The following is a 21,220-nucleotide window of genomic DNA, read 5'->3' on the forward strand; positions in this document are numbered from 1 at the left end:
CAACCCCTTGGCAAAAGGGGTTGGCGCTTTTTGTTTTGGGAAAAAGGAGAAGTTCATGAAGACAGGCGGGTTTGTCATGTGAGAAACGCAGAAGTTCATGTAGCAACTGGAAAAGTTCATGTAGAATTCATCAAAGTTCATGAAGAAGCCGTCAAACTTTATGAAGGAAATTCTTCCAGCCTGTTTGTTTCAAACCTGAAAATTCCCTGTAGTAAAAGTCTTCGCATATTAGAAAACCATTTTGATAAGTCCAATTTTGCATATATCAACAAACAACATTTGGCCTCCACTTTCCCTGAAAAGCGAGATATACTTATAAATAAGAATTGATTTTGCAATTATCTGATAAATGTTTTTGCACTTTTATGAAGAAAGGAGGTAGTTAAAAATGGCCTTGGATCAAAGGAGCCACGCTTTGTTATCTTATTTGGCGCAAACGCAAGGATATGTTCCACTCGAAGAAATAACAGAGAAATTTAACATTTCACGTCGAACCATCTATTACGACATTGATAAGATAAATAGCTGGTTAAAAGACAATAATCTGCCGGCTGTTCAGCATGTGAGATCTGCGGGTTTTCATCTGGAAAAAGTGGCGGCAAGCCATATTCCAGAGAAGTTGGGCGTCTTGAAAAGTTGGCATTACGAATATTCTGGAAAAGAACGAAAAGCTTGGCTGACCATTTACTTGATGACCCGAAATAAGCCGATGTATTTGGAAAATCTGATGGAAAAATTGCGGGTTAGCAGAAATACCACGATCAACGATATAAAAGCCTTAAAAAAAGAGCTGGTACGATTCAATCTCCAGTTGGAATTCGACCGGAAATCGGGTTATGTGCTGATAGGGAAAGAAGAAGACAAGAGAAAAGCCCTTGTTTTTTACCTGGAACATGCGTTGCCAAAGCGAAGCTGGCAAAACTTGCTGGTGCAGCTTCCAGCCATTTTATCCAACAATGACAGCCTGGATTTTTTAGGGTTTGAGAAACTGCTGGCAGTCGAGCGCATTGTGTCAGAAAGCGAACAGGAACTGAATGTCCAGTTCACCGATGAATTTCTTCACAGTTTTTCTTTCCGGCTGCTGCTTTTCGGCAGGAGGCTTGCACAGGGCCAAAAAGTCGAAGTGGATGAAATTGAAAAAAAGGTGCTAAGTGACTTAAAGGAATATAAAGCAGCTCAAAAGATTAGTGAAGAATTAACTCTCATATTGGAAGTGGAGTTTCCGGAGGATGAAATTTTCTACATCACCAAGCACCTTTTGAGTTCTAGGGTCCAGTTTTCAGAGCTCCGGCTTGAAAGTGGAAGCAATCAAGATTCGAAAATACTGGCCAAGATAGTTTCAGACATGGTTACTGATTTTCAAAAGTATGCCTGCATCTTGTTTGAAAATCGCCAGGAAGTTGAAGCCAACTTGCTGCTTCATGTAAAACCGGCTTACTATCGTGTCCTTTATGGAATCGAAGCAGAAGACAGTATGACCGATTCCATCAAGGAAAAATACCCTGATATTTTTCAACTCAGCAAGAAAGTTTCCATTCACTTGGAACGGGCGACGGAGAAGCCGATAAACGATAACGAGATTGCACTGATTGCTGCTCATTTTGGAGGTTGGCTAGAGAGAACAGGAGTCAAGCCTGCAAGCAGAAAAAAAGCCCTCCTTGTCTGCACTTCTGGAGTCGGCACATCCCGGCTGCTTCAGCATCAGCTCGAGGAGCTATTTTCAACAGTAGACATCATTGGCTGCGTTTCCATGCGCGATTATGAAAAAGATCAAAGCGATGCCGATTTTATCATTTCAACGATTCCCATTGCTGAAAAAGAACGTCCGGTGTTTGTCGTAAACCCGATTTTGGCGGAAGCGGAAAAAGAAAGTCTTTTAAAAAAAGTGAATGCCTTGATGGAGACGGTGCCTCAGCCGCGTAGTTCAGTAGAAGCTGTCTTAGACATTGTGCGTAATTACGCAGATATTAAAGACATCCAAAATCTTGAGCGGGAGTTGCGCCAATATTTTTATCAGCCGCAACGTACTGCCGAAGCAACTAAGCCTGAATTGGGGGCCTTGCTGCGAAAAGAACATATCCAGACAGTGAAAGCCATAGCGGATTGGCGGGAAGGCATACGTCAGGCAGCCGCCCCTTTATTAAAAGGCGATTTCATTAGCGAAGGATATGTTCAAGCCATGGTCCACGCTGTTGACACTATGGGCCCATATATTGTCATTTCGCCAAAAGTGGCGATTCCGCATGCACGGCCTCAAGACGGTGTAAAGAAAATCGGGATGAGTTTGCTGCGTGTCGAGCAAGGTATTTCTTTTTCAAATCAAGAAAAGCATCTCGTCCATTTAATTATTGTACTAGCCGCTATTGATGGGGACAGCCACTTGAAAGCGCTTGGCCAATTGGTGAAAATACTGAACGATGCAGAGGTTAAAGAGGGGTTTCTAGCCGCAAATTCGCCTGACGAAATTCATGGGCTTCTCCTAGCCCATTCGCATTAAAAGCTCCGACTACATGAATCACAGAAAGGAATATGGATATGAAGTTTTTGGAGAGAAACCTTATCGCTTTAGATGTTGACGTGAGTTCACCGGAAGAAGCCATACGTGTAGCCGGCGGCCTGCTTGTTTCTGAAGAACTTACTGAGCCTCGTTATGTAGACGCCATGCTTGAGTCTTATCAAAAGAATGGCCCTTACTTTGTTCTAGCGCCTCAAATTGCAATGCCGCATGCCAGACCGGAAGATGGGGTAAAAGAAGCATCGGCATCCTTTGTCAGACTCCAAAAGCCAATCGCTTTCGGAAGTGAGGCAAACGATCCTGTTCAATTGGTTTTTGCTTTAGGGGCATCCTCAAGCGATGAACATCTACTATTGATGAAGCAATTGGTTATGCTGCTGAACAATCCGGCTCATGTCGAAAAGTTAAAGCAAGTAACAAGCTATGAAGAAATACAAACATTGATTGGGAGGAATGAATAATGTTGAAAATTTTATGTGTATGCGGATTAGGGCAAGGAACAAGTTTGATTTTACGGATGAACGTTGAACAAGCACTCGGTGAAAAAGGAATAACGGCTGACGTTGAGCATATTGACGTGTCAGCAGCTTCAAGCATGGACGCTGACTACATCTTCACAAGCAACGAACTCGCGGAAAGTTTACAAGGGCATACTGGAAAAATCATTATTGTAAACAATTATTTCGACATGACTGAAATCAATGAAGCAATTGACAACAATATTGAACAGTAAAGATCCAGAAGAGAATGCAGTTGTGAATAGAAAGGCAGGATAAACGGAAAAGGGGAAATAACAATGGATATTATCTTTTGGTTGGCGGATAACGTATTTGGGACGCCCGCTATATTGCTAGGGATTATTGTCTTGATCGGTTTGCTGCTTCAGAAAAAAACAGTCAGTCAACGAATTAGCGGAACTTTCAAGGCGATCATTGGGTTCTTGATCATCAGTGCCGGCGCTGCGATTATCGTCGGGGCGTTGACCGTTTTTGAACCATTATGGAAAGAAGTGTTTAACCTTACAGGAGATTCACTAGGCCAATACATGGGGCAAGAGTTATTCAACACTGAATATGGAAGCGCTGTCACACTGGCCATGACTCTTGGATTTTTGATCAACGTACTCTTGGCGCGCTTCACTAAATTGAAATACATTTATTTGACGGGCCATATGATGTTTTGGACAACCACAATCTTTGCCGGGATCGCTGTCCATACGTCGCCAGATGTTTCGTTTTGGCGCCTGGTTATTTTCTTGTCCCTTATCATGGGAATTTATTGGACAGTCCAGCCAGCGCTGACGCAACCGTTCATGCGCAGAATAGTGGGCAATGACAATATCGCGTTGGGCCACACGTCTGCTTCTGTTGCGCTTCTTTCCGCATGGGGAGGAAAACTTTGGGGCAACAAAGAAAATGACTCCGAAAAAATAAAGCTTCCAAAAGGCTTGGAATTTCTTCGGGACTCCAATGTCATCACTGCATTAACAATGGGATTATTGTTTCTTTGCGGGGCTATCATCATTTCCTTTAAAGACACCCCGGGGGCACAAGAATTGCTGGCCAGTTCAGGAAACCAAAACTTTATTGTCTATGCGATTATTCAATCGTTCACTTTCACAGCGGGGATTGCTGTTGTCTTGACCGGAGTTCGCATGTTTATCGGGGAAATTGTGCCAGCCTTTAAAGGGATTGCCACAAGAATCGTACCGGGTGCAAGACCGGCACTCGACAACCCGATTGTTTTCCCATATGCTCCAAACGCAGTTATTCTCGGGTTTTTGGGCGCATTTGTAGGCGCTCTTATATGGCTCGTCATTTTGGGCAATACAGTAGGCTATGTTTTTGTTCCCACAATGATCGTTTTGTTCTTCCATTCTGCTTCTGCAGGCGTCTTCGGGAATTTGACTGGAGGCGTACGCGGTGCAATTATGGGCGGTTTTATCACAGCGACGGTTGTTGCCTGGGGCCAGTTCCTGGCAGTGAAAATGCTGCTTGCCGGAACCATTCCTGACACGGCAATGTGGGCGGCGGATTCAGATATGTTCATATTAGGTCCGGTCATCCGTTTGCTGGCTCAACTATTCTTATAATAAATGCATAAAGAGGCGCTTCTCTGCCTCTTTTTCTTATTACTTATGACGATAAAAGGAGAGGCTAATTATGAGTTTTATACGAACGCTGCGCGGAGACATTAAGCCAGAAGAACTGGGATTTACGTATTCTCATGAACACATTGTGTGCAGGCCGGCTTACTGGGTAGAGAAAAACGCGGATGATTTATTGCTGGATGACAAAGAAAAATCAAAACTCGATGTTTTGGATTTTAAAAATCACGGCGGCCGATCGATTGTAGATGCGACCGCAATCGATTACGGCCGGGACGTTCAAGCAGTTAAAGAAATCTCGGAAGAACTGGACATTCACATTGTTGGCACAGCAGGTTTTAATAAAAGCTTTTTATGGGACGCTAATATTAAAGCAGAATTGAAACCGGTATTAGGCGACTACCGGACGTACAGCGATTGGATTGAAACAAAAAGCATCAACGAATTGACCGATTTTGTCATCAAAGAAGTAGAGGAAGGTTTAGAAGGAACGCCGTATAAAGCAGGGCAAGTGAAATTTGGGACAGGCTATAACCGCATTACTCCGCTTGAAGAAAAAACGCTGCGAGCCGTGGCAAGAGCACATTTGGAAACAAAAGCGCCGCTGCATTCCCATACTGAAGCAGGTACCATGGGATTGGAACAAATTGAATTGCTGCAAAGCGAAGGTGTCGACCTTTCTTATATGAGTTTTGGCCATATGGATCGAAACCCAGATCCTTATTATCATGAACAAGTGGCTAAAACAGGTGCTTACTTGAGTTTTGACGGAATCGCAAAAATTAAATACGCACCGGAAAGCACGCGGATCCAATGCATTTTGGAACTAGTTAAGAAAGGTTATGAAAATCAAATCCTTGTCAGCGGAGACACTGCCCGGAAAACCTATTACAAACATTATGATTATGGGCTTGGACTGGAATACATTATAGCGAAATGGGTTCCAAGATTTATCGATGACGCAAACCGCCAAGGGTTTGACGGCGAAAAACTAGCCCATAAATTCTTTGACGAAAATCCGGCGCGATGCTTTACGTTTAATAAATAGGAGGTGGCCCGCTTTGATTTTCCAAAATGAAAATTCATTTGAAGTGAAAGGGAAGATTGAAAAGAGCGGTGTGGCGATTTTGCCAATTGGCGCCGTTGAAGCGCATGGTCCGCATCTTCCTTTGGGAACAGATAATTATCTTGCGGAAAGCTTAGCCGCAAAAGTTGCTGAAAAAACTGGGGCATTTGTGTTGCCCACGCTGCCTTATGGACAAGTTTGGAGCTTGAAAAACTTTCCCGGGAGCATTAATGTCAGCAATGAATCGTTAATTAGTATATTGGTGGATATTGGAGTTTCACTGCATCAGCAAGGTTTCAGTATGTTCGTGATGGTCAATGGCCATTTAGGCAATGCTGTTGCGCTAAAAGAAGCAGCCAGAAAGCTGTACAGTGAAATTCCGGAACTCAAAGTGCTTTATTTGTTTTATCCAGGAGTCAAAAAGGTGACCGACGAAGTGAGGGAAACCCAATCGGCGCATGCAAGTTATTTTCATGCCTGTGAAATTGAGACGTCTTATATGCTTTACTTGGCGGAGGAGTATGTTGATATGTCGAAAGCGATTACGGATATACCGGTTATTCCGCCAAGCGCTGATATTACCCCGACCCCTTGGGAAGAATTTACGGATTCAGCGGTTCTTGGAGACGCGAAACTCGCGACAAAAGAAAAAGGTGAAAAAATCATTAGCGTGGCGCTTGAAAACATGGTGGCACTGATCAATGAAATGAAAGCTGAATTCAAGCAGAATTGAAAAACGGGAGCTGATGGAATGCTGAACGATTATTTCGCACGAGCAAAAGAACGGATTGAGCTAGTAGAAAAAACCGAAAAAACAAATATGCTGGAAGCAGCCCGGAAAGTGGCAGAGGCGATTCAAAGGGGCGGCATCATCCAATTGTTCGGCTGTGGCCATTCGCATATTTTAACGGAAGAAGTGTTCTACCGGGCGGGGGGCTTGGTCCCGATGAAGCCGATTTTTGTGGAACCGCTAATGCTGCACGAAGGCGCATTGACTTCTTCGCAATTGGAACGAAAAAATCAATACGCTGAAAGCTTTTTGAACGAACAGGATTTCCGGGAAGAAGACGTGGTGTTTGTCTTGTCGACTTCAGGACGCAACCCGGTGCCGGTTGATGTGGCCCAATTTGCCCGTGAAAAAGGGGCGTATGTCATCGGACTGACTTCACTGGAATATTCTAAGAGCCAACCATCGCGCCATACGAGCGGCAAGTATTTATTCAACTCGGTGGATCTCGTCATCGATAATCATTCGGTGAGCGGTGATGCCATTTTGTCTTACGAGAAAGTGAAAGTGCCGTTTGGTCCGACTTCCACAGTCGTCGGTGCTGTGATTCTGAATGCGATCTTTGCGGAAGGGATTCAAATACTGGCGGACAGCGGCGTGGAACCGCCGATTTTCCTCAGCGGCAATATCGACGGAGCCGACGGCCACAACAATGCGCTTGTGGAAAGATACCAGGGGCGGATTCCATTATTGTCTTAAGTCTATATAAAACTAAATGGGAATCGCGCCACACCCGTGGAAACGCGAATGGTCGGGACCCTGCAGCCGTGCTTTTGAACGGACGAGGAGGCCAGAGGTTCGCCCGCAGGAAAGGGCTCGCATTTCCAGCTCTTTATCTTGAACACATCATGCCTGTAAAGCCTGCACCGGAAAATTCCGGCTGCGGGCTTTTAAAATTCCATTGATAACCAGTATAATGGTAGAATCTCGGTAGCGCTTTATTCAATTACAAGAACAAAAAAGGTGGGAGCAGCAAGATGTATGTATTAGGGATTGACGGTGGAGGCACAAGAACGTCTGGAATTGTGGCGGATGAAAAAGGGAATATCTATATGCAAGTAGCCACTGGCCGAAGCAACCCCAATACATTGTCACAACGGGGATTCGAACAAGTAATGAAAGATTTGTTGCTTGGATTGAAACGGCAAAACGAAGAAATTTACAAGCAAATCGCTGTCTGTTTCGCTGGGATTGCGGGAGTCGATGAAAGCCGGCGGACGGCGGAAGTGAGCGAATTGCTGAGAGGCTTTTTGCCCGAAGATGCGATATTGATTGTCCAAAATGACGCCATCAATGCCTTGCATTCCGGTACAGTCGGCGAAGCGGGCATCGTCCAGATCTCAGGGACAGGCGCCATCACGTTTGGCATCAATGAACAGCAGAAGGAAGTCCGGGCAGGAGGATGGGGCTTTTTGTTTGATGAAGGGGGAAGCGGTTTTGCAATCGGCAAAGCGGCGCTCCGGGCGGTTTTCAAGGAATACGATTTGCGGGGTTCGGCAACTTCACTGACAGGCAGGCTATTGGAGCATTTTCAGGTCGAAGAAGTAACGGAAATCATTAACCAAGTTTACGGCCAGGAATATGCACGTGCTGTGATTGCGCCGCTAGCTCCATTGGTTGTGGAAGAAGCGGGTGCTTCAGATGAAATTGCACAGCGCATCTTGGTTAATGCGTGTGAAGAAATGCTTCAGAGCATCGAAACGTGCCACCGGCAATTGTTTGAACCAGATCATCCAACAACCATTATTCTGGCAGGCGGCGTTTTTTCCGATTGGCCGCTGTTCAGCAGCATATTTAATGGATTGGCAAAAGATACGCTGCCGAACGTCAATTTCCGGCCGACGCAGATTGCCCCAGTTGCAGGGGCAGTTGTCGCCGGATTGAAATCGCAAGGAATGGCGCCGGCAGATACATTTGTCCGCCGGATCAATGAACAGATTGATCAGGAAGTGAACGTTTAGGACTTAACGGGAGCCGGTTTTCCATTTCTTTAACAGCCAAATGGCCAAGGAAAGGACTAGGACCGCCGCAAGGATGCCGAACTGGTAATTGGCGGAGACGTTTTGCGTATAGCCGTAAGCAGCGGCGATTTCCAAAAAGACGGCTGGAACCTTGCCGATGGTGCTTGCAAGCGCAAAGCGCCAGGCGGATATAGCGGTCAACGAAGCGCCAGCGGTAACCAGCCCGGATGGCACGAACGGAATCAGCCGGAACCCGATGACCGACCAGAAGACGCGTCCGGTCGGCTGGCTTTGCAGCGTTTGAAAGAAACGATGAGATCGCCATGCCGGATTCAGTTTTGAAAAACCTAGGCGGTATAGGTGAAAACCAAGAATCGCACCGAAGATTTCTCCGGACAACGACAAAAACGTGCCGGCCAATAAGCCGAACGAATTGATGTTAAGCGTCGTCACGAAAAAGCTCGGGATGAATCCGAAAGCGCCAATCGCCATATTCAGTAAGAGCAGCAGGAAAAACTCTGCAGCAAGCGGTAAACTCATCATAGTTTGTTCCTTTCTAAAAAAAGATTGCGCAACAGCGGACGAGTTTCCGCTGTTGCGCAATCCTGGCGATTCTCGACTGGCTTCCTTAGTCCATTACATCATACTTCTGCACGCTTCTGCACATTTAAAGCAAGCATCCGCGCAAATTTGGCAATGTTCGTGGTCGTGCTTTCTGCATTCATTGCCGCAGGCGTCGCAAATCAAAGCACAGACAGTAGCGATTTCTGAGACAAACGGCGATTTTCTCGAGACAGCTTGTGCCAAAAACGCACACGTGTCCGCGCATTCACGGTCCAAACGGATGCATTCCGCCATCATCTTGACATCGTCTTCAGCTAAACAAGCGGTGAAGCAATTGTTGCAGGCCACCATACAATTTTGCAAGCTTTGAATAAATTCGAATTGCTGTTCAGGAACCATTCCAAAAACCTCCATTTCAAATTTTTCAGTACATACTTTAACTTCCCGCTCCTTTTTGTTCTAAACAGCAAGCACTTTGCAGGAAAAATATTATTTAGAGCGAGAACCGGTTATGCTAGGATAGCTATAAAAGATTAGGAGGGATTTTGGTGTTCATACATAAGATTGATGAAGATTTATCCCTGCGGCTGGTTGAAATGCGGGACGCCAAACGGATTTTCGAGTTGACCGACCAATCGCGGGACTACCTGAAAGAATGGCTTCCTTGGCTGGATTACACGCAAAAACCTGAAGATACCGAAGACTTTATCAAAATGGGCCGGACGAATTTCGTCGAAAGCAGAAGCATGAACACGGTCATCCTTTATAAAGGTGAAATTGCAGGTCTCGCAGGCTTCAACGAAATCAACCAGTCGAACAAGACCGCCAAGATCGGCTATTGGCTCGGACAGGATTTTCAAGGCAAGGGCATCATGACACGTGTAGCAAAAGCGTTGACCGACTATGCCATCAATATCCTGGAAATGAACAAAGTCGAAATCCGGGTCGCTGCAGAAAACAAAAAAAGCCGTGCCATTCCTGAGCGCCTGGGATTCGCGGAAGAAGGCACCATCCGGCAAGCCGAGTGGCTTTATGACCATTACGTCGACCACGTGGTGTACGGAGTGCTTGCAGAAGAATGGAATAAAGGTAAAAAGTAAAAGCAGCGGACTTCCGCTGCTTTTTTTAGATTGACGAGAAAGCTGGCTAGCGGAATAGCCGTCCAACAATTACTGGAGTTTCTCAACAAACTAGAAAACCAATCGACCTCCGCTGGTTTTTGTTTACATATATTTTTCCTCAAGCTCCTTCAGCAATCCGTTCGGGAAGTTTCCTTCATTAAGCTGGGTCAATGCCGAGTGGAACGCTTTTAGGCTGTGGGCGACCTGGTTGCCGGACAGAATGCCCAAACGGACAGCCTCTTCAAATTCGTCGATGTCGAGAACCTGGTAGCTGCCATCGGGCCTGACAGAAATATCGATAAACAAATCGTAGACACAAAACACATCCGGTTTTAGTTCCCTGATATCGACGACATCGATAAGCCACCACGGATGTTTGGACTTGAAATTCAGCGAGAACTGCAGGCCTTCCTTGATCAAGTAGATGATGAGGAATTTCCTATTGCTTTCAAGAGGAGGCAGTTCGACCAGTGTGGAAGCATTGTACCTGATAAAACGATTCGGTTTTTTTGTATTCCGCGCATAGCGCTCTTTTTCATCACGGTAGCGTTCGATGACGCTCTCCCGATTTTTCCGGATGTCCCGCGCATACTCCAGTCCGCCATGTTCTCTTCCTATGTGGTTCCAAAAAATCAGCAAGTCCATCGCTACCTCCCAGCCCTTTCAGTGTGCTGGGCAAAGCTCATTCTTGCCATTGCCGTGTGGACGAGAATCGCTGAAACGATGGCGGTCAAAGCCCCGGCAATGACGTCAGCAGGGTAATGGACACCCACCCAGATGCGGGAGACGCCGACTAAGACGCCGAGCAGCATCCATAGCCACCCGAAGCGCTTTGAAAACAAAGCGAACGTCGTGCACAGCGAGAAGAACAAAATGGTGTGGTCACTTGGAAACGAATTTCCAACTGTTTTTTCAACCAGCTGGTTGACGTTCGGCAGTTCGGCAAACGGCTGAAGGTTGGAATGCAGCTTAGCAACACCAATCCGCAAAATTAGAGCAGCAATCACCGTTAAAAGCGCCGCTAAAACAAGCCGGCGGTTGCGGAATTTCGGCACAAATAAAAACAGCCCAATCGGCACAATCATTAAGTAAAGAAAAAATTCCGCAATAAAAACGAACGCCGGATTGAGTGCAGGAAAAGCTTTTCCGAGGTCGTTGACCACCCGGAAAGCGTGGATATTAAGTTCTGAAAATAACATAAAGAAACTACCGCCTTTTTAGAGTTATGTCTGGAAAATCATACAAAATAAGAGGATAATCTATTAATAGACAGAATCATCCGAAATTTAGTCAGGTTAGAGGGGGAGCTTTCTTGTTAGGGTATTACAGCAGTTTGTCATCGGAAGTTTACGATCGCGATAAACCGGTCGGCAGTTCATTTGGAGATATAGAATATTATACGGAACGTTTAGCGGCTTGCACAGGGCGTATTTTAGAGCCGGCCGTTGGGACAGGACGGCTGCTTGTGCCGCTATTGGAAAAAGGGTTCCAAGTGGACGGCTTTGATGTATCTTCGGACATGCTGGCAATTTGCCGGGAAAATTGCCAGAAAAGAGGGCTTGCGCCGCAGTTGTTCGAAGCGGAGATGGAATCTTTCTCGCTCGATGAAGAATACGGGGCCATCGTGATTCCAACAGGCACATTTTTGTTGTTGCATGAGCGCGAAAAGTCGTTCCAAGCGCTGCAAAATTTCCGCCGCCATTTAGCGGACGGGGGCAAGCTGATCGTCGATGTATTTTTGCCGGGCGAACTCGAACTTGGGAGGCCGTCCATCCGGAAATGGGATTTGGAAAATGGCGATGTCATCACGTTGGAATCTCAAATCGTCGAAGTGGACCCCGTCAAGCAATACCGCATTTCCCAGGCTCGCTATGAAAAATGGCGGAACGGCAAGTTGATTCAGACGGAACTCGAACGTTATCCGCTGCGCTGGTACGGCGTGGAAGAATTTCGGATGATTCTTGAGCATATTGGATTCAGGGATATCATTATCTCGGCAGATTACAAGTTCGGGGAATACCCGACCCGTGCCGGACAAACAATCACGTTTGAAGCGGCGGCAAGTAAAAAAGGATAAGAAGCGCTGACAGCCAATCGATATACAATACCATTCTCGAAGCATATTCATGTAGCAGGGGGTTGTTCAGTATGGAGAGGGATATTCAAGCTTTGATATCAAAAATGTCTTTGAGAGAAAAAGTGAGCATGTGTACTGGTGCAGATTTTTGGTGTCTTAGAGGAATCGAGCGTTTAGGGATCCCGACCGTCCGTACGGGCGATGGTCCGCATGGTTTGCGCATACAGAAAGGCGACGACGGCCATATGGGGCTGGGGCCAAGCGCACCGGCCACTTGTTTTCCTGCTGGAGTGACACTTGCGAGTTCTTGGGACAAGCAATTGATGCGGGAGGTAGGGGCGGCTCTTGGGAAGGAAGCGCAAGCGCAAGGAGTTGGAGTGCTTCTTGGACCCGGCGTTAATATTAAACGTTCCCCGCTTTGCGGCCGAAATTTCGAGTATTATTCGGAAGACCCGCTTCTTTCATCAGAATTGGCTACCACGTATATCCAAGGCGTTCAAAGCGAAGGGGTCGGAACGTCGCTGAAGCATTATATAGCGAACAACCAGGAGCATCGGAGAATGACAACAAACGCCATCATAGATGAACGGGCGCTGCGGGAAATTTACTTGGCAAGCTTCGAAAAAGCCGTAAAGAATGGAAAACCATGGACCGTTATGGCTTCTTATAATCGGGTGAATTATGAATTTGTGTCAGAAAGCCCTTTTTTCCTGCAAGAGGTGCTGCGAAAAGAATGGGGATTTGATGGCATCGTCATTTCAGACTGGGGAGCAATCGATGAACGCCACGAAGCCTTAGCCGCGGGGCTCGATCTGGAGATGCCATGCAGCTTGGGTTTTGGGGAGAAGAAGATTCTGGATGCCATTGAACACGAACGGCTTTCCAGCACCCAGCTTGATACCGCTGTCGAAAGGCTGCTCAAGTTAATCTTCCGCGCTGATGGCCATAAGAAAGAAGATGCGAAGTTCAATCAGCGCCTGCATCATGAGCTTGCCAGAAAAGCGGCCACTGAGGGCATGGTGTTATTGAAAAATGAAGACGATATCCTGCCGCTTTCCAAAGAGAAAAAGATCGCGTTAATTGGGGCCTTCGCGAAAAATCCAAGATACCAAGGCGGGGGAAGCTCACACGTTAATCCGCTGCAGCTCGATAATCTTTACGACGAGATGGCGTGTGAACTAGGCGGGGAAGACCAGTTTTTCTATGCGGAAGGCTATGACCTGAATCTGGAGTTGCCTCATACGCGGCTGATGGAAGAGGCGGTTGAAACTGCAAAAAAAGCGGATTGTGCGGTTTTGATGGTCGGCTTGCCGGCCCATTTTGAATCCGAAGGCTATGACCGGACCCATTTGCGGATTCCGGATGACCATCGCGTGTTAATCGAAGAAATTGCAAAAGTGCAGCCGAATTTAGTCGTCGTGCTGAGCAACGGAGCGCCTGTTGAAATGCCGTGGCTGGATAATGCCAAAGGCTTATTGGAAGGCTATTTAGGCGGCCAGGCGGCGGGAAGCGCATTAAAAGACGTATTATTCGGCCACGCCAATCCAAGCGGCAAATTGGCAGAGACTTTCCCGATAAAATTAAGCGATAACCCATCCTATCTTTATTTTCCAGGGGATGGCAACATGGTCGAGTACAAAGAAGGGATCTTCGTCGGCTACCGCTATTACGATACAAAAGAGCGGCCGCCGCTGTTTCCGTTCGGCTACGGATTGAGCTATACGGAATTTGAATACAGCAATCTAACCGTCAGTGAAGAAGCGATAAAAGACACTGAAAACGTGACCGTCCACGTGACCGTAAAAAACACCGGAGACAGAGCCGGCAAAGAAATTGTGCAATTATACGTAAGTGATTTGGCAAGTTCCATTCGCCGGCCGCTCAAGGAATTAAAAGGTTTTGAAAAAGTGGAGCTCCAGCCAGGTGAAGAACAAGTGGTCGAGTTCACTTTGGATAAACGGGCTTTCGCTTACTACAACACCGAGATTAAGGATTGGCACGTGGAGACGGGCGATTATGAAATTTTGATCGGAAAATCTTCGCAAGAAATCGAGCTAAAACATAAAATATTCGTTGAAAGCACGGTGCGGATCAACCAAAAAATCAACCGGAATACAACAATCGGTGAACTCATGTCGGATCCGCTTTTGGCCGAACCGGCAACTGCGCTGATCAAAGAAATGAACAGCACACCGACTTTCCTCGACTCAGTGGATGAAAGCAAGGAAATGGCGGAAATGATGGAAGCCTTGGCCGAGAATATGCCGCTGCGTGCGCTCGTTTACTTCACCAAAGGAAGCATTACCGAAGAAGAGCTGAAATATATTATCGATGAGTTGAATCGAATGCAAACCTACGGCGGGTCTACCGTTGAAAAGAGATAGAGGCTAATGGGGGCTGGGAATATGTGGCCAACGAACATGAAAATTGCAGAGGTCCGGGTGGCACGGCCGACCAACAAGTTAAAGGAAATTGAATATTTTTACTGTGAAGGAATCGGTTTGAGAAAAATCGGTTCTTTTTCTGGGCATTCAGGATATGATGGCTTGATGGTCGGACTGCCGGATGCTTCATACCATTTGGAATTCACGCAGCATGAAGACGGCAGTCCTTGCCCTGCACTGACAAAAGATAACCTGCTGGTCTTTTATTTGCCGGACAAGACAGATGTGGAAGTGATAGCAGGACGATTGAACGCCATGGGGTACGGGCCGGTCCCGCCGGAAAATCCATATTGGGAAAAATCGGGAATCACGATTGAGGATCCGGACGGCTGGCGAATTGTGCTGATGAATACAGAAGGAATTTGAAAGGAGTGAATGGAGCATGCAAGCAGGAAGAGCATCATTGGAAAATTTAGAAGGGGTGGCCCGACTGTTCGATGGGTATCGGGTGTTTTACAAGCAGGAACCGGATTTGGATGCAGCCCGGAATTACATAGAGCAGCGCTTGGAAAACGAAGACTCGGTGATTTTTGTGGTGACAGATGGCGAGGATTATTTAGGCTTCACGCAGCTCTACCCGATGTTTTCATCGGTTTCAATGAAGCGTTTGTGGATTTTGAACGATTTATACGTTGCAGCGGAAGCAAGAAAACGCGGTGTCGGCGAAATGCTCATGGAAAAAGCGAAAGAGTTCGCACTTGAAACCGGCGCGAAAAGCTTGAATTTGAGTACAGCGTTCGACAACCATTCGGCGCAGCGGCTGTATGAGAAACTGGGGTATAGACGGGATGATGAATTTTATTCGTATGAATTGCTTTTATAAATCAAGAAAGCTTGAGGCAGTTGCCTCAAGCTTTCTTGATTTTTGGAAGACACGACTAAAAAGCGGACGTCGCTTTCGGTATGGTTTGCCCAATAATGCCTTTTGCTGGCGTCGAACAATACAGATTCTTGCACGGCAAGCTGAGAGCGTTCCCCCGGGTAGTTGAGTTAAGAACCTTAAACGGCCAAAAATTTTGTCCTTTTTGGTTATTATAGAAATATGAACAATATTATTTAACCTAACTTTTTAATGTGACACTATTTTTCAACGTTATTCTTTAACAGAGCTTTTTATTTAGGAGGAATTGGATGTTAATGATCAATGAAAAACAGATTCAGCAATTGTACAAGATGAGTGACGCCATGGAGGATATCAGGACCATTTTGAAAGCGAAAGAACAAGAGAAAATCGCCAATCCGCATCGCACAGTCATCGAATTTCCCGAGCGGGAAGCGTCGGCGCTTTACATGCCAAGCGCCGATTTAGCCGGTGATGTGGCGGGCGTCAAAGTGGTGACGATTTTTCCGGAAAATCCGGCACAAGGAAAACCGACGACGCAAGGAATGATTTTGCTGACGGACGCTGCTAACGGCGAACATGTTGCCATGATGGCCGCTTCCTATTTGACGAGGCTCCGGACCGGTGCGCTCAGCGGCATCGCGACCGATTTGCTGGCGAAAAAAGAAAGCCGGGTCTTAGTTGTTATTGGGACAGGGGCGATGGCATTTGAACAAGTGCTCGGTGTGCTCGCCGTCCGGCCGATCGAAAAAATCATTCTCGTGAACCGAACGCCAGCGAAAGCGCAGGCTTTTGGCGAGAAACTGAACGATTTTGGCGTGAAAATTTCATGGGAAGTGGAAAACAATGTTGCAAAAGCTGTGAAAAAGGCGGATATTATTTGTTGTGCGACTCGTTCGAATGAGCCAGTTTTCGATGGGGCCGATTTGCAGCCTGGAACTCACATCAACGGAGTCGGTTCCTATTTGCCGCGCATGCGCGAAGTGGACGAGGCGACGGTGGCGCGTGCCGACAAAATTGTCGTCGACGACTTGGCCGGGGTTAAAGGCGAAGCCGGCGAATTGATCCATAGCGCCAAAAACGGAACTTGGTCATTTGAACAAGTTTACGGGACGTTGAGCGAACTCACAGTGGCAAATCGCCATGCAAGGCAATCAGATGAAGAGGTCACATTCTTCAAATCGGTTGGCACTGCTTATTTCGATTTGGCCGTGGCCAAAGGCGTGTACGCCAAAGCGCTACTGATTGGCGCAGGAGTGAACGTGGAGATGTAAGGAAAGCAGACCGCAAGCGCTGTTGCTTATGGTTTTTCTAAGAGAAATTTGAGGCGGGCGGTTGCCGATAGTTTCTTCATGAAGTTTTTTGTTTTTACAGAAAGTGTTGCGGTTTTACATGAACTTTTGAAGGGGTTACATGATGAATCGAACTTTTTACATAAACTTCTCGCATTTCTAAACGGCTCTCCACAAACGGCAACAAAGCACAGAGCTGCTCACCTGGGTGAACAGTTTTCTATACACCATTATTTCTAGGGGGAGCAACATGATTAGAACGGAACGGTTGAATTTATTGCCATTTACAATCAAACAAGTACAGGCTGTTCTAAACGGAAGAAACGAATTAGAGGATTTGATCGGCAGCCGGGTGCCTGAAGAATGGCCAAGCCCGGCTTTCGCAAAAATGCTGGAGTCCAAAAAAGAGACATTAACACATACACCGGAAGCGAGCCAGTGGAGCCGCATCGTGGTCGACTGGGAGGAAAGGCAGCTAGTTGGCGAAATCGGCTGCAAAGGCGGTCCGGATGAAAACGGTGTGGTTGAAATCGGCTACGGCATTGCGGAAAGTTTCCGCAACAAAGGCTATGCATCGGAAATGGTGAAAGGGCTGGTCGAATGGCTGAAGCAAAAAGAAATGGTCACGAAAATCGTCGCCAATTGCCTCGAAACTAATCAACCCTCAATCAAAGTGCTGGAGAAGTCCGGTTTCAAGCGGACACATGTGGCCGATGGATTGATTCACTGGGAAATCGTATAAGATAGATTGGAGCTGTTCCGCTGAGGCGGAGCGGCTTTTTTGTGTGGAAGTGGGCTGGAAATATTTTCTTCATGAAGTTTAGTGGGTTTTACATAGAGTATCGGGGCGGCTACATGAACTCCTGGAGTCTTTAGATGACAAACCAAGCTTTCTACATGAACTCTTCCTAGTTCTACATAACTTTCCCAAAAAAGCCTCGTTCCAAAATTAAAATTCACCAACAATAAGGAAGGTGTTCGCCTTGGCGAACAGCCCTTTTCTTTGATGCCGCTTAAAGAAGGCGCGATTAGGTTGGAAAATTTTCTTCATGAAATTTTCAAGGCCTTACATGAACCCCCAAGCCCTCTACATGACAAATCCATGTTTCTGCGTAAACAACTCCGCATTTTCTGCGCCAAAACTGGGTATAGCAAGCAAAAGGGGTGCATACGAATGGCATTTGACTATGATTTGGATTATGAGAGCTTGGATTTGCGAAAACATCCGGAGCTGTACCGGGTGGGCAAAGGCGAGCAGGGAGTGCTGCTTGTAGAGCCGTATAAGAGTGAGATTTTGCCGCATTGGCGTTTCAAGACACCGGAGATTGCGCAGGAGTCGTGCGACAAGATTTATGAGATGTTTGAAGAATACCGAAAACAGGACGATTTTGTGGGAATGGATATGGCGCGCAAGTTTATCCAGATGGGCTATACGCGCGCGCGGCGCTATACGAATTACAAAGGCGGCCGCAAATACAACGAGGACGGCACGATTAAGGAGCGCAATATTGATCCGGTGAAAGCGGAGTCGGCGGCAATCTTCAAAAAAAAGTGGGACGAGATCCGGGAAGACCAGGATTATTTGGCGCGCAAGAAAAAGCATCAAAAAGAATTTGGATGAAAAAATGCCCCAGCCGCAAAAGGACTGGGGCATTTCGCTTTTAGTGGAGCGTATACGCCATCATGATATCGTCGCTATAAGAGCCGTCTTCATATTTAATCTGATTGCGCTGTCTGCCTTCTTCGACAAAGCCCAACCGCTGGTAGACATTAATGGCCCTTTCATTAACCGAAACAACGCCTAAGCAGATTTTCTCCAAACCATCCTGCTGCTTGGCCCAATCAATCAGAAACTTGATCAGCTGGGAACCGATGCCCTGGTTTCTATAGCCATCTTTAATGCCCATCCCCATAGATCCGGCATGATTCAACCGGGTGTATTCATACCGTTTGAAAACAAGATAGCCGACCACTTCTCCTTCAGCTTCATATACCGCAAACAAATTGCCTTTCGCAAGGGTCTTTTCGATTTTTTCTTTTTCTTCATTGAGGTTGTAGGACAACTCTTCCGGAGAAGAAATAAAAAACCTGGTCGTCTCCTCCGACAGGGTTATATCGCTGTTAATGTCCATAATTGCTTCTGCATCAAATCCATTCGCAAACCTGATCATGCTTTCACCACTTGTCTTTTTTATTAAGAGTATACATGAAATTATTTAGGGAGGCTAAAAATAAAGTGCATTCTACTGCAAGATGAATTAAAATTATCATAACAATTTGAATTCTTTTTTTGTCAGCGGAGGTTGCGGTTAATGATTAGTCCAGAGAAGAAAATGGTTGCGGAAAGATGGTTTCATGAGTATTTTACGCAAGGAAATGTCGAGGTCATCGATGAATTGACGACAGAGGATTTTGTTTACCATTCACGAATCGGCGACAATCCAAGGGAAACGATGAAGCGTTTTATGGAGTGGTACCGGTCGGTTTTCCATGACGATGAGTGGGAATTGAATGATTTCATCGAGCAAGAAAACAAGCTGGCGGTCCGCTATACGGGCTGGATGACGTATAAAGGCGGCTGGTTTGATATTCCAGCGAACGATCAGCGGGTGAAAGAAACAGGCATGATGATTTTTCTGTTCGAAGGTGGACGTGTGAAAGAACTGTGGTGCGAAAACAGCGACGCCGCGATTTTGAACGAGCTGGGTGCTTTTAAGAAAGATACGCACGAGGTGTTTTGACGATGGAAATTGTCAAAGCAGGCCCACAGCATGTCCAAGGCATCATCGATGTATGCGCTGCCGGATACTGGGCGACTTACAGCGAAACGCACAGCAAGGAGTACATCGAACGCGTCATTGATGAGTTCTACAACCGCGAACGCGTTTTAAGTGAAGTAACGGACACCAACCGGAATTGGGGCGGCTATTTCGTCGCGCTAGATGGCGGCGAAGTCGTCGGCGCTGGAGGCGGAGGGATGAACGGGGAGGGTTCGGGTGAAGTGTTCGTGCTGTACCTGAAGCCCGACCGGCGCAATGAAGGAATCGGAACGCGGCTATTGGATGCGATCACGAAGCAGCAGAAAGAAGAATTTGGCGCTCATGAACAATGGGTGTCGGTAGGGAAAGGCAACCAAAAAGGCATTCCGTTTTACGAAGCAAAAGGCTTTGCCTTCCAACAAGAACAGCAGGGATACGGAAATAGTAAAGGTGAAAATTACATTTCGCTGAGGTACTATCGGAACTTAGCTGGAAATAAAAAAGAAGAGGTGGCCCGATGACAGGAGAAAAAGTGGTGGAAGTTACAAGAGGCGCGCTTGTGGAAAGTCTGCATAGAGGCCATGTCGCGGTGGCCAATGCGAAAAACGGATTGCTGTACAGCTTGGGCGACCCGCAAAAAGTGATTTACGCCCGTTCGTCCATGAAGCCGCTGCAAGCGATTCCGCTTGTGGAAACAGGCGCGGCTGATCGTTACCGGTTTGATAACGCGGACATATCGCTGGCGTGCGCCTCGCATAACGGGGAAGACCAGCATACCGAGCGGGTGCAGGCCATCTTGACAAGAACGGGACTGGCGATCGGCGATCTCCGATGCGGCACGCACAACCCGAAATGGGAAGCGGCATATGAAGCGCTCATCAAATCAGGCGAACCGCTTACGGCGGTTTACAACAACTGTTCCGGGAAACACAGCGGGATGCTTGCGACCGCAAAGCATATGAATGAATCGACCGAAGACTACTACAAACTCGGCCATCCGGTACAGCAGCGCATCTTAGAAGCAATCAGTGATTTGACGGAAGTGCCGGCGGATAAAATCGTCATCGGCGTTGATGGCTGCGGCGTACCGGTACACGGTGTGCCGATTGAAAACTTGGCGCTCAGCTTTGCGAAAATGGCAGATCCAAGCAGCTTGCCGGAAAAACGCCGGGCTGCGGTCCAGAGAATCACAACAGCAATGGCGGCAGAACCGGAGATGGTCGGCGGTACGGACCGATTTTGCACAGACTTCATGCGCGTAATGGGTGGCCGCATGTTCGCCAAAGCGGGAGCAGAAGGCGTTTACTGCATCGGGGACAAAGAAACAGGTCTCGGCATCGCATTGAAAATCGAAGACGGCAATGCGCGGGCAACATCAGCGGTCGCGGTTGAAGTGCTGTCACAGCTTGGATTGTTGTCGGAGGTACAAAAAGAGCAATTGCGAAACTACCATTACCCATCGCTTGAAAACGCGCGAAAAGAGAAAATTGGCGAGTTAAGCCCTGCGTTTACATTGAAAGAAAACATTGCTGCGTCTATCTGAAAAAACAGCCGTCAAATGAACTGCACCGAAATTGTTAGACACAACTAACAATGGAGGTGCAGTTTTTCTATGACGAAATTTACGATTGAAAAGAAGGTACGGGCTGTTCGCGATTATTTAGCTGGCCACGAGTCGAAAAAACA

The 21,220-nt window shown here is 46.8% G+C and carries 25 protein-coding genes; 20 read left to right on the forward strand and 5 right to left on the reverse strand.

Annotation, left to right across the window (positions count from 1 at the left end):
• The first annotated feature begins 30 nt into the window (after positions 1-30).
• The 9 genes from FQV28_RS02505 (at position 31) to FQV28_RS02545 (ending at position 8,436) form a co-directional block, all read left to right on the forward strand.
• The gene (locus FQV28_RS02505) at positions 31-330 is read left to right on the forward strand and encodes a hypothetical protein (protein WP_146494025.1); all 300 of its coding nucleotides are present in this window, start codon (positions 31-33) and stop codon (positions 328-330) included.
• A 58-nt stretch (positions 331-388) separates the two neighbouring features.
• On the forward strand, positions 389-2,497 hold the full coding sequence (locus tag FQV28_RS02510) for a BglG family transcription antiterminator (protein ID WP_146494026.1): 2,109 nt from the start codon (positions 389-391) through the stop codon (positions 2,495-2,497).
• A gap of 38 nt (positions 2,498-2,535) precedes the next feature.
• Complete coding sequence (locus FQV28_RS02515; RefSeq protein WP_146494027.1) at positions 2,536-2,976, forward strand: PTS sugar transporter subunit IIA; 441 nt, start codon at positions 2,536-2,538, stop codon at positions 2,974-2,976.
• Positions 2,977-2,978: 2 nt separating this feature from the next.
• A complete protein-coding gene (locus tag FQV28_RS02520; protein ID WP_146494056.1) occupies positions 2,979-3,248 on the forward strand; it encodes a PTS sugar transporter subunit IIB in 270 nt (89 codons plus the stop codon).
• A 63-nt stretch (positions 3,249-3,311) separates the two neighbouring features.
• Entirely contained in the window at positions 3,312-4,607 is a 1,296-nt protein-coding gene (locus FQV28_RS02525; RefSeq protein WP_146494028.1) for a PTS ascorbate transporter subunit IIC, read from the forward strand.
• A gap of 70 nt (positions 4,608-4,677) precedes the next feature.
• A complete protein-coding gene (locus FQV28_RS02530) occupies positions 4,678-5,670 on the forward strand; it encodes a phosphotriesterase family protein (protein ID WP_146494029.1) in 993 nt (330 codons plus the stop codon).
• 13 nt (positions 5,671-5,683) lie between these two features.
• Positions 5,684-6,421 (forward strand): creatininase family protein, encoded by a 738-nt coding sequence (locus tag FQV28_RS02535; protein ID WP_146494030.1) that lies wholly within the window; start codon positions 5,684-5,686, stop codon positions 6,419-6,421.
• 18 nt (positions 6,422-6,439) lie between these two features.
• Complete coding sequence (locus FQV28_RS02540) at positions 6,440-7,174, forward strand: SIS domain-containing protein (RefSeq protein WP_146494031.1); 735 nt, start codon at positions 6,440-6,442, stop codon at positions 7,172-7,174.
• 278 nt (positions 7,175-7,452) lie between these two features.
• Positions 7,453-8,436, forward strand: coding sequence for a BadF/BadG/BcrA/BcrD ATPase family protein (locus FQV28_RS02545; protein ID WP_146494032.1), 984 nt, complete (start codon positions 7,453-7,455; stop codon positions 8,434-8,436).
• Positions 8,437-8,439: 3 nt separating this feature from the next.
• Here the strand turns inward: FQV28_RS02545 and FQV28_RS02550 are convergent, their stop codons facing one another.
• Both FQV28_RS02550 and FQV28_RS02555 read right to left on the reverse strand, forming a co-directional pair.
• Positions 8,440-8,976, reverse strand: a complete 537-nt coding sequence (locus FQV28_RS02550) for a TVP38/TMEM64 family protein (RefSeq protein WP_255472769.1) — start codon at positions 8,974-8,976, stop codon at positions 8,440-8,442.
• A gap of 96 nt (positions 8,977-9,072) precedes the next feature.
• Entirely contained in the window at positions 9,073-9,399 is a 327-nt protein-coding gene (locus FQV28_RS02555) for a four-helix bundle copper-binding protein (protein ID WP_146494034.1), read from the reverse strand.
• Between the two features lie 149 nt (positions 9,400-9,548).
• Between FQV28_RS02555 and FQV28_RS02560 the strand changes: the two genes are divergently transcribed.
• A complete protein-coding gene (locus FQV28_RS02560) occupies positions 9,549-10,100 on the forward strand; it encodes a GNAT family N-acetyltransferase (protein ID WP_146494035.1) in 552 nt (183 codons plus the stop codon).
• Positions 10,101-10,223: 123 nt separating this feature from the next.
• On the opposite strand, the gene FQV28_RS02565 is transcribed toward FQV28_RS02560, so the two are convergent.
• A complete protein-coding gene (locus tag FQV28_RS02565) occupies positions 10,224-10,766 on the reverse strand; it encodes a DUF402 domain-containing protein (protein ID WP_146494036.1) in 543 nt (180 codons plus the stop codon).
• A gap of 2 nt (positions 10,767-10,768) precedes the next feature.
• Positions 10,769-11,320, reverse strand: a complete 552-nt coding sequence (locus tag FQV28_RS02570) for an undecaprenyl-diphosphatase (protein ID WP_146494037.1) — start codon at positions 11,318-11,320, stop codon at positions 10,769-10,771.
• A 113-nt stretch (positions 11,321-11,433) separates the two neighbouring features.
• Between FQV28_RS02570 and FQV28_RS02575 the strand changes: the two genes are divergently transcribed.
• The 7 genes from FQV28_RS02575 (at position 11,434) to FQV28_RS02610 (ending at position 18,396) form a co-directional block, all read left to right on the forward strand.
• A complete protein-coding gene (locus FQV28_RS02575) occupies positions 11,434-12,198 on the forward strand; it encodes a class I SAM-dependent methyltransferase (protein WP_146494038.1) in 765 nt (254 codons plus the stop codon).
• Positions 12,199-12,269: 71 nt separating this feature from the next.
• Positions 12,270-14,582: a glycoside hydrolase family 3 C-terminal domain-containing protein gene (locus FQV28_RS02580; RefSeq protein WP_146494039.1), complete on the forward strand. Its 2,313-nt coding sequence runs from the start codon at positions 12,270-12,272 to the stop codon at positions 14,580-14,582.
• Positions 14,583-14,603: 21 nt separating this feature from the next.
• Positions 14,604-15,008 (forward strand): VOC family protein, encoded by a 405-nt coding sequence (locus FQV28_RS02585; protein WP_146494040.1) that lies wholly within the window; start codon positions 14,604-14,606, stop codon positions 15,006-15,008.
• Positions 15,009-15,024: 16 nt separating this feature from the next.
• Positions 15,025-15,465 carry a GNAT family N-acetyltransferase gene (locus tag FQV28_RS02590; protein ID WP_146494041.1) on the forward strand — a complete coding sequence of 147 codons (441 nt, stop codon included), beginning with the start codon at positions 15,025-15,027 and terminating at the stop codon, positions 15,463-15,465.
• A gap of 308 nt (positions 15,466-15,773) precedes the next feature.
• Complete coding sequence (locus FQV28_RS02600; RefSeq protein WP_146494042.1) at positions 15,774-16,757, forward strand: ornithine cyclodeaminase family protein; 984 nt, start codon at positions 15,774-15,776, stop codon at positions 16,755-16,757.
• A 268-nt stretch (positions 16,758-17,025) separates the two neighbouring features.
• The gene (locus FQV28_RS02605) at positions 17,026-17,517 is read left to right on the forward strand and encodes a GNAT family N-acetyltransferase (protein ID WP_146494043.1); all 492 of its coding nucleotides are present in this window, start codon (positions 17,026-17,028) and stop codon (positions 17,515-17,517) included.
• Positions 17,518-17,949: 432 nt separating this feature from the next.
• Positions 17,950-18,396 carry a DUF4385 domain-containing protein gene (locus FQV28_RS02610; protein WP_146494044.1) on the forward strand — a complete coding sequence of 149 codons (447 nt, stop codon included), beginning with the start codon at positions 17,950-17,952 and terminating at the stop codon, positions 18,394-18,396.
• Positions 18,397-18,436: 40 nt separating this feature from the next.
• Here the strand turns inward: FQV28_RS02610 and FQV28_RS02615 are convergent, their stop codons facing one another.
• On the reverse strand, positions 18,437-18,946 hold the full coding sequence (locus FQV28_RS02615; RefSeq protein WP_146494045.1) for a GNAT family N-acetyltransferase: 510 nt from the start codon (positions 18,944-18,946) through the stop codon (positions 18,437-18,439).
• A 141-nt stretch (positions 18,947-19,087) separates the two neighbouring features.
• Here FQV28_RS02615 and FQV28_RS02620 point away from each other — a divergent pair, with 141 nt between their 5' ends.
• The 3 genes from FQV28_RS02620 to FQV28_RS02630 are packed head-to-tail and all read left to right on the forward strand — an operon-like array spanning position 19,088 to position 21,077.
• A complete protein-coding gene (locus FQV28_RS02620; RefSeq protein WP_146494046.1) occupies positions 19,088-19,516 on the forward strand; it encodes an ester cyclase in 429 nt (142 codons plus the stop codon).
• Between the two features lie 2 nt (positions 19,517-19,518).
• Positions 19,519-20,055 (forward strand): GNAT family N-acetyltransferase, encoded by a 537-nt coding sequence (locus tag FQV28_RS02625; protein ID WP_146494047.1) that lies wholly within the window; start codon positions 19,519-19,521, stop codon positions 20,053-20,055.
• Positions 20,052-21,077: an asparaginase gene (locus FQV28_RS02630; protein ID WP_146494048.1), complete on the forward strand. Its 1,026-nt coding sequence runs from the start codon at positions 20,052-20,054 to the stop codon at positions 21,075-21,077. The genes FQV28_RS02625 and FQV28_RS02630 overlap by 4 nt, the downstream gene beginning before the upstream one ends.
• Positions 21,078-21,220 lie beyond the last annotated feature (143 nt).

It is taken from the genome of Planomicrobium sp. CPCC 101079 (genome assembly GCF_007859275.1).
Lineage (GTDB): Bacteria > Bacillota > Bacilli > Bacillales_A > Planococcaceae > Planococcus.

What these genes read in the sequence shown, in the direction of transcription:
- FQV28_RS02540 (WP_146494031.1), top strand. Translation starts at nt 6,440, where the DNA reads ATGCTGAACGATTATTTCGCACGAGCAAAAGAACGGATTGAGCTAGTA.
- FQV28_RS02580 (WP_146494039.1), top strand. Translation starts at nt 12,270, where the DNA reads ATGGAGAGGGATATTCAAGCTTTGATATCAAAAATGTCTTTGAGAGAA.
- FQV28_RS02605 (WP_146494043.1), top strand. Translation starts at nt 17,026, where the DNA reads ATGATTAGAACGGAACGGTTGAATTTATTGCCATTTACAATCAAACAA.
- FQV28_RS02625 (WP_146494047.1), top strand. Translation starts at nt 19,519, where the DNA reads ATGGAAATTGTCAAAGCAGGCCCACAGCATGTCCAAGGCATCATCGAT.
- FQV28_RS02570 (WP_146494037.1), bottom strand. Translation starts at nt 11,320, where the DNA reads ATGTTATTTTCAGAACTTAATATCCACGCTTTCCGGGTGGTCAACGAC.
- FQV28_RS02550 (WP_255472769.1), bottom strand. Translation starts at nt 8,976, where the DNA reads ATGAGTTTACCGCTTGCTGCAGAGTTTTTCCTGCTGCTCTTACTGAAT.
- FQV28_RS02515 (WP_146494027.1), top strand. Translation starts at nt 2,536, where the DNA reads ATGAAGTTTTTGGAGAGAAACCTTATCGCTTTAGATGTTGACGTGAGT.
- FQV28_RS02620 (WP_146494046.1), top strand. Translation starts at nt 19,088, where the DNA reads ATGATTAGTCCAGAGAAGAAAATGGTTGCGGAAAGATGGTTTCATGAG.
- FQV28_RS02565 (WP_146494036.1), bottom strand. Translation starts at nt 10,766, where the DNA reads ATGGACTTGCTGATTTTTTGGAACCACATAGGAAGAGAACATGGCGGA.
- FQV28_RS02610 (WP_146494044.1), top strand. Translation starts at nt 17,950, where the DNA reads ATGGCATTTGACTATGATTTGGATTATGAGAGCTTGGATTTGCGAAAA.
- FQV28_RS02590 (WP_146494041.1), top strand. Translation starts at nt 15,025, where the DNA reads ATGCAAGCAGGAAGAGCATCATTGGAAAATTTAGAAGGGGTGGCCCGA.
- FQV28_RS02600 (WP_146494042.1), top strand. Translation starts at nt 15,774, where the DNA reads ATGTTAATGATCAATGAAAAACAGATTCAGCAATTGTACAAGATGAGT.
- FQV28_RS02530 (WP_146494029.1), top strand. Translation starts at nt 4,678, where the DNA reads ATGAGTTTTATACGAACGCTGCGCGGAGACATTAAGCCAGAAGAACTG.
- FQV28_RS02630 (WP_146494048.1), top strand. Translation starts at nt 20,052, where the DNA reads ATGACAGGAGAAAAAGTGGTGGAAGTTACAAGAGGCGCGCTTGTGGAA.
- FQV28_RS02510 (WP_146494026.1), top strand. Translation starts at nt 389, where the DNA reads ATGGCCTTGGATCAAAGGAGCCACGCTTTGTTATCTTATTTGGCGCAA.
- FQV28_RS02545 (WP_146494032.1), top strand. Translation starts at nt 7,453, where the DNA reads ATGTATGTATTAGGGATTGACGGTGGAGGCACAAGAACGTCTGGAATT.
- FQV28_RS02585 (WP_146494040.1), top strand. Translation starts at nt 14,604, where the DNA reads ATGTGGCCAACGAACATGAAAATTGCAGAGGTCCGGGTGGCACGGCCG.
- FQV28_RS02525 (WP_146494028.1), top strand. Translation starts at nt 3,312, where the DNA reads ATGGATATTATCTTTTGGTTGGCGGATAACGTATTTGGGACGCCCGCT.
- FQV28_RS02555 (WP_146494034.1), bottom strand. Translation starts at nt 9,399, where the DNA reads ATGGTTCCTGAACAGCAATTCGAATTTATTCAAAGCTTGCAAAATTGT.
- FQV28_RS02615 (WP_146494045.1), bottom strand. Translation starts at nt 18,946, where the DNA reads ATGATCAGGTTTGCGAATGGATTTGATGCAGAAGCAATTATGGACATT.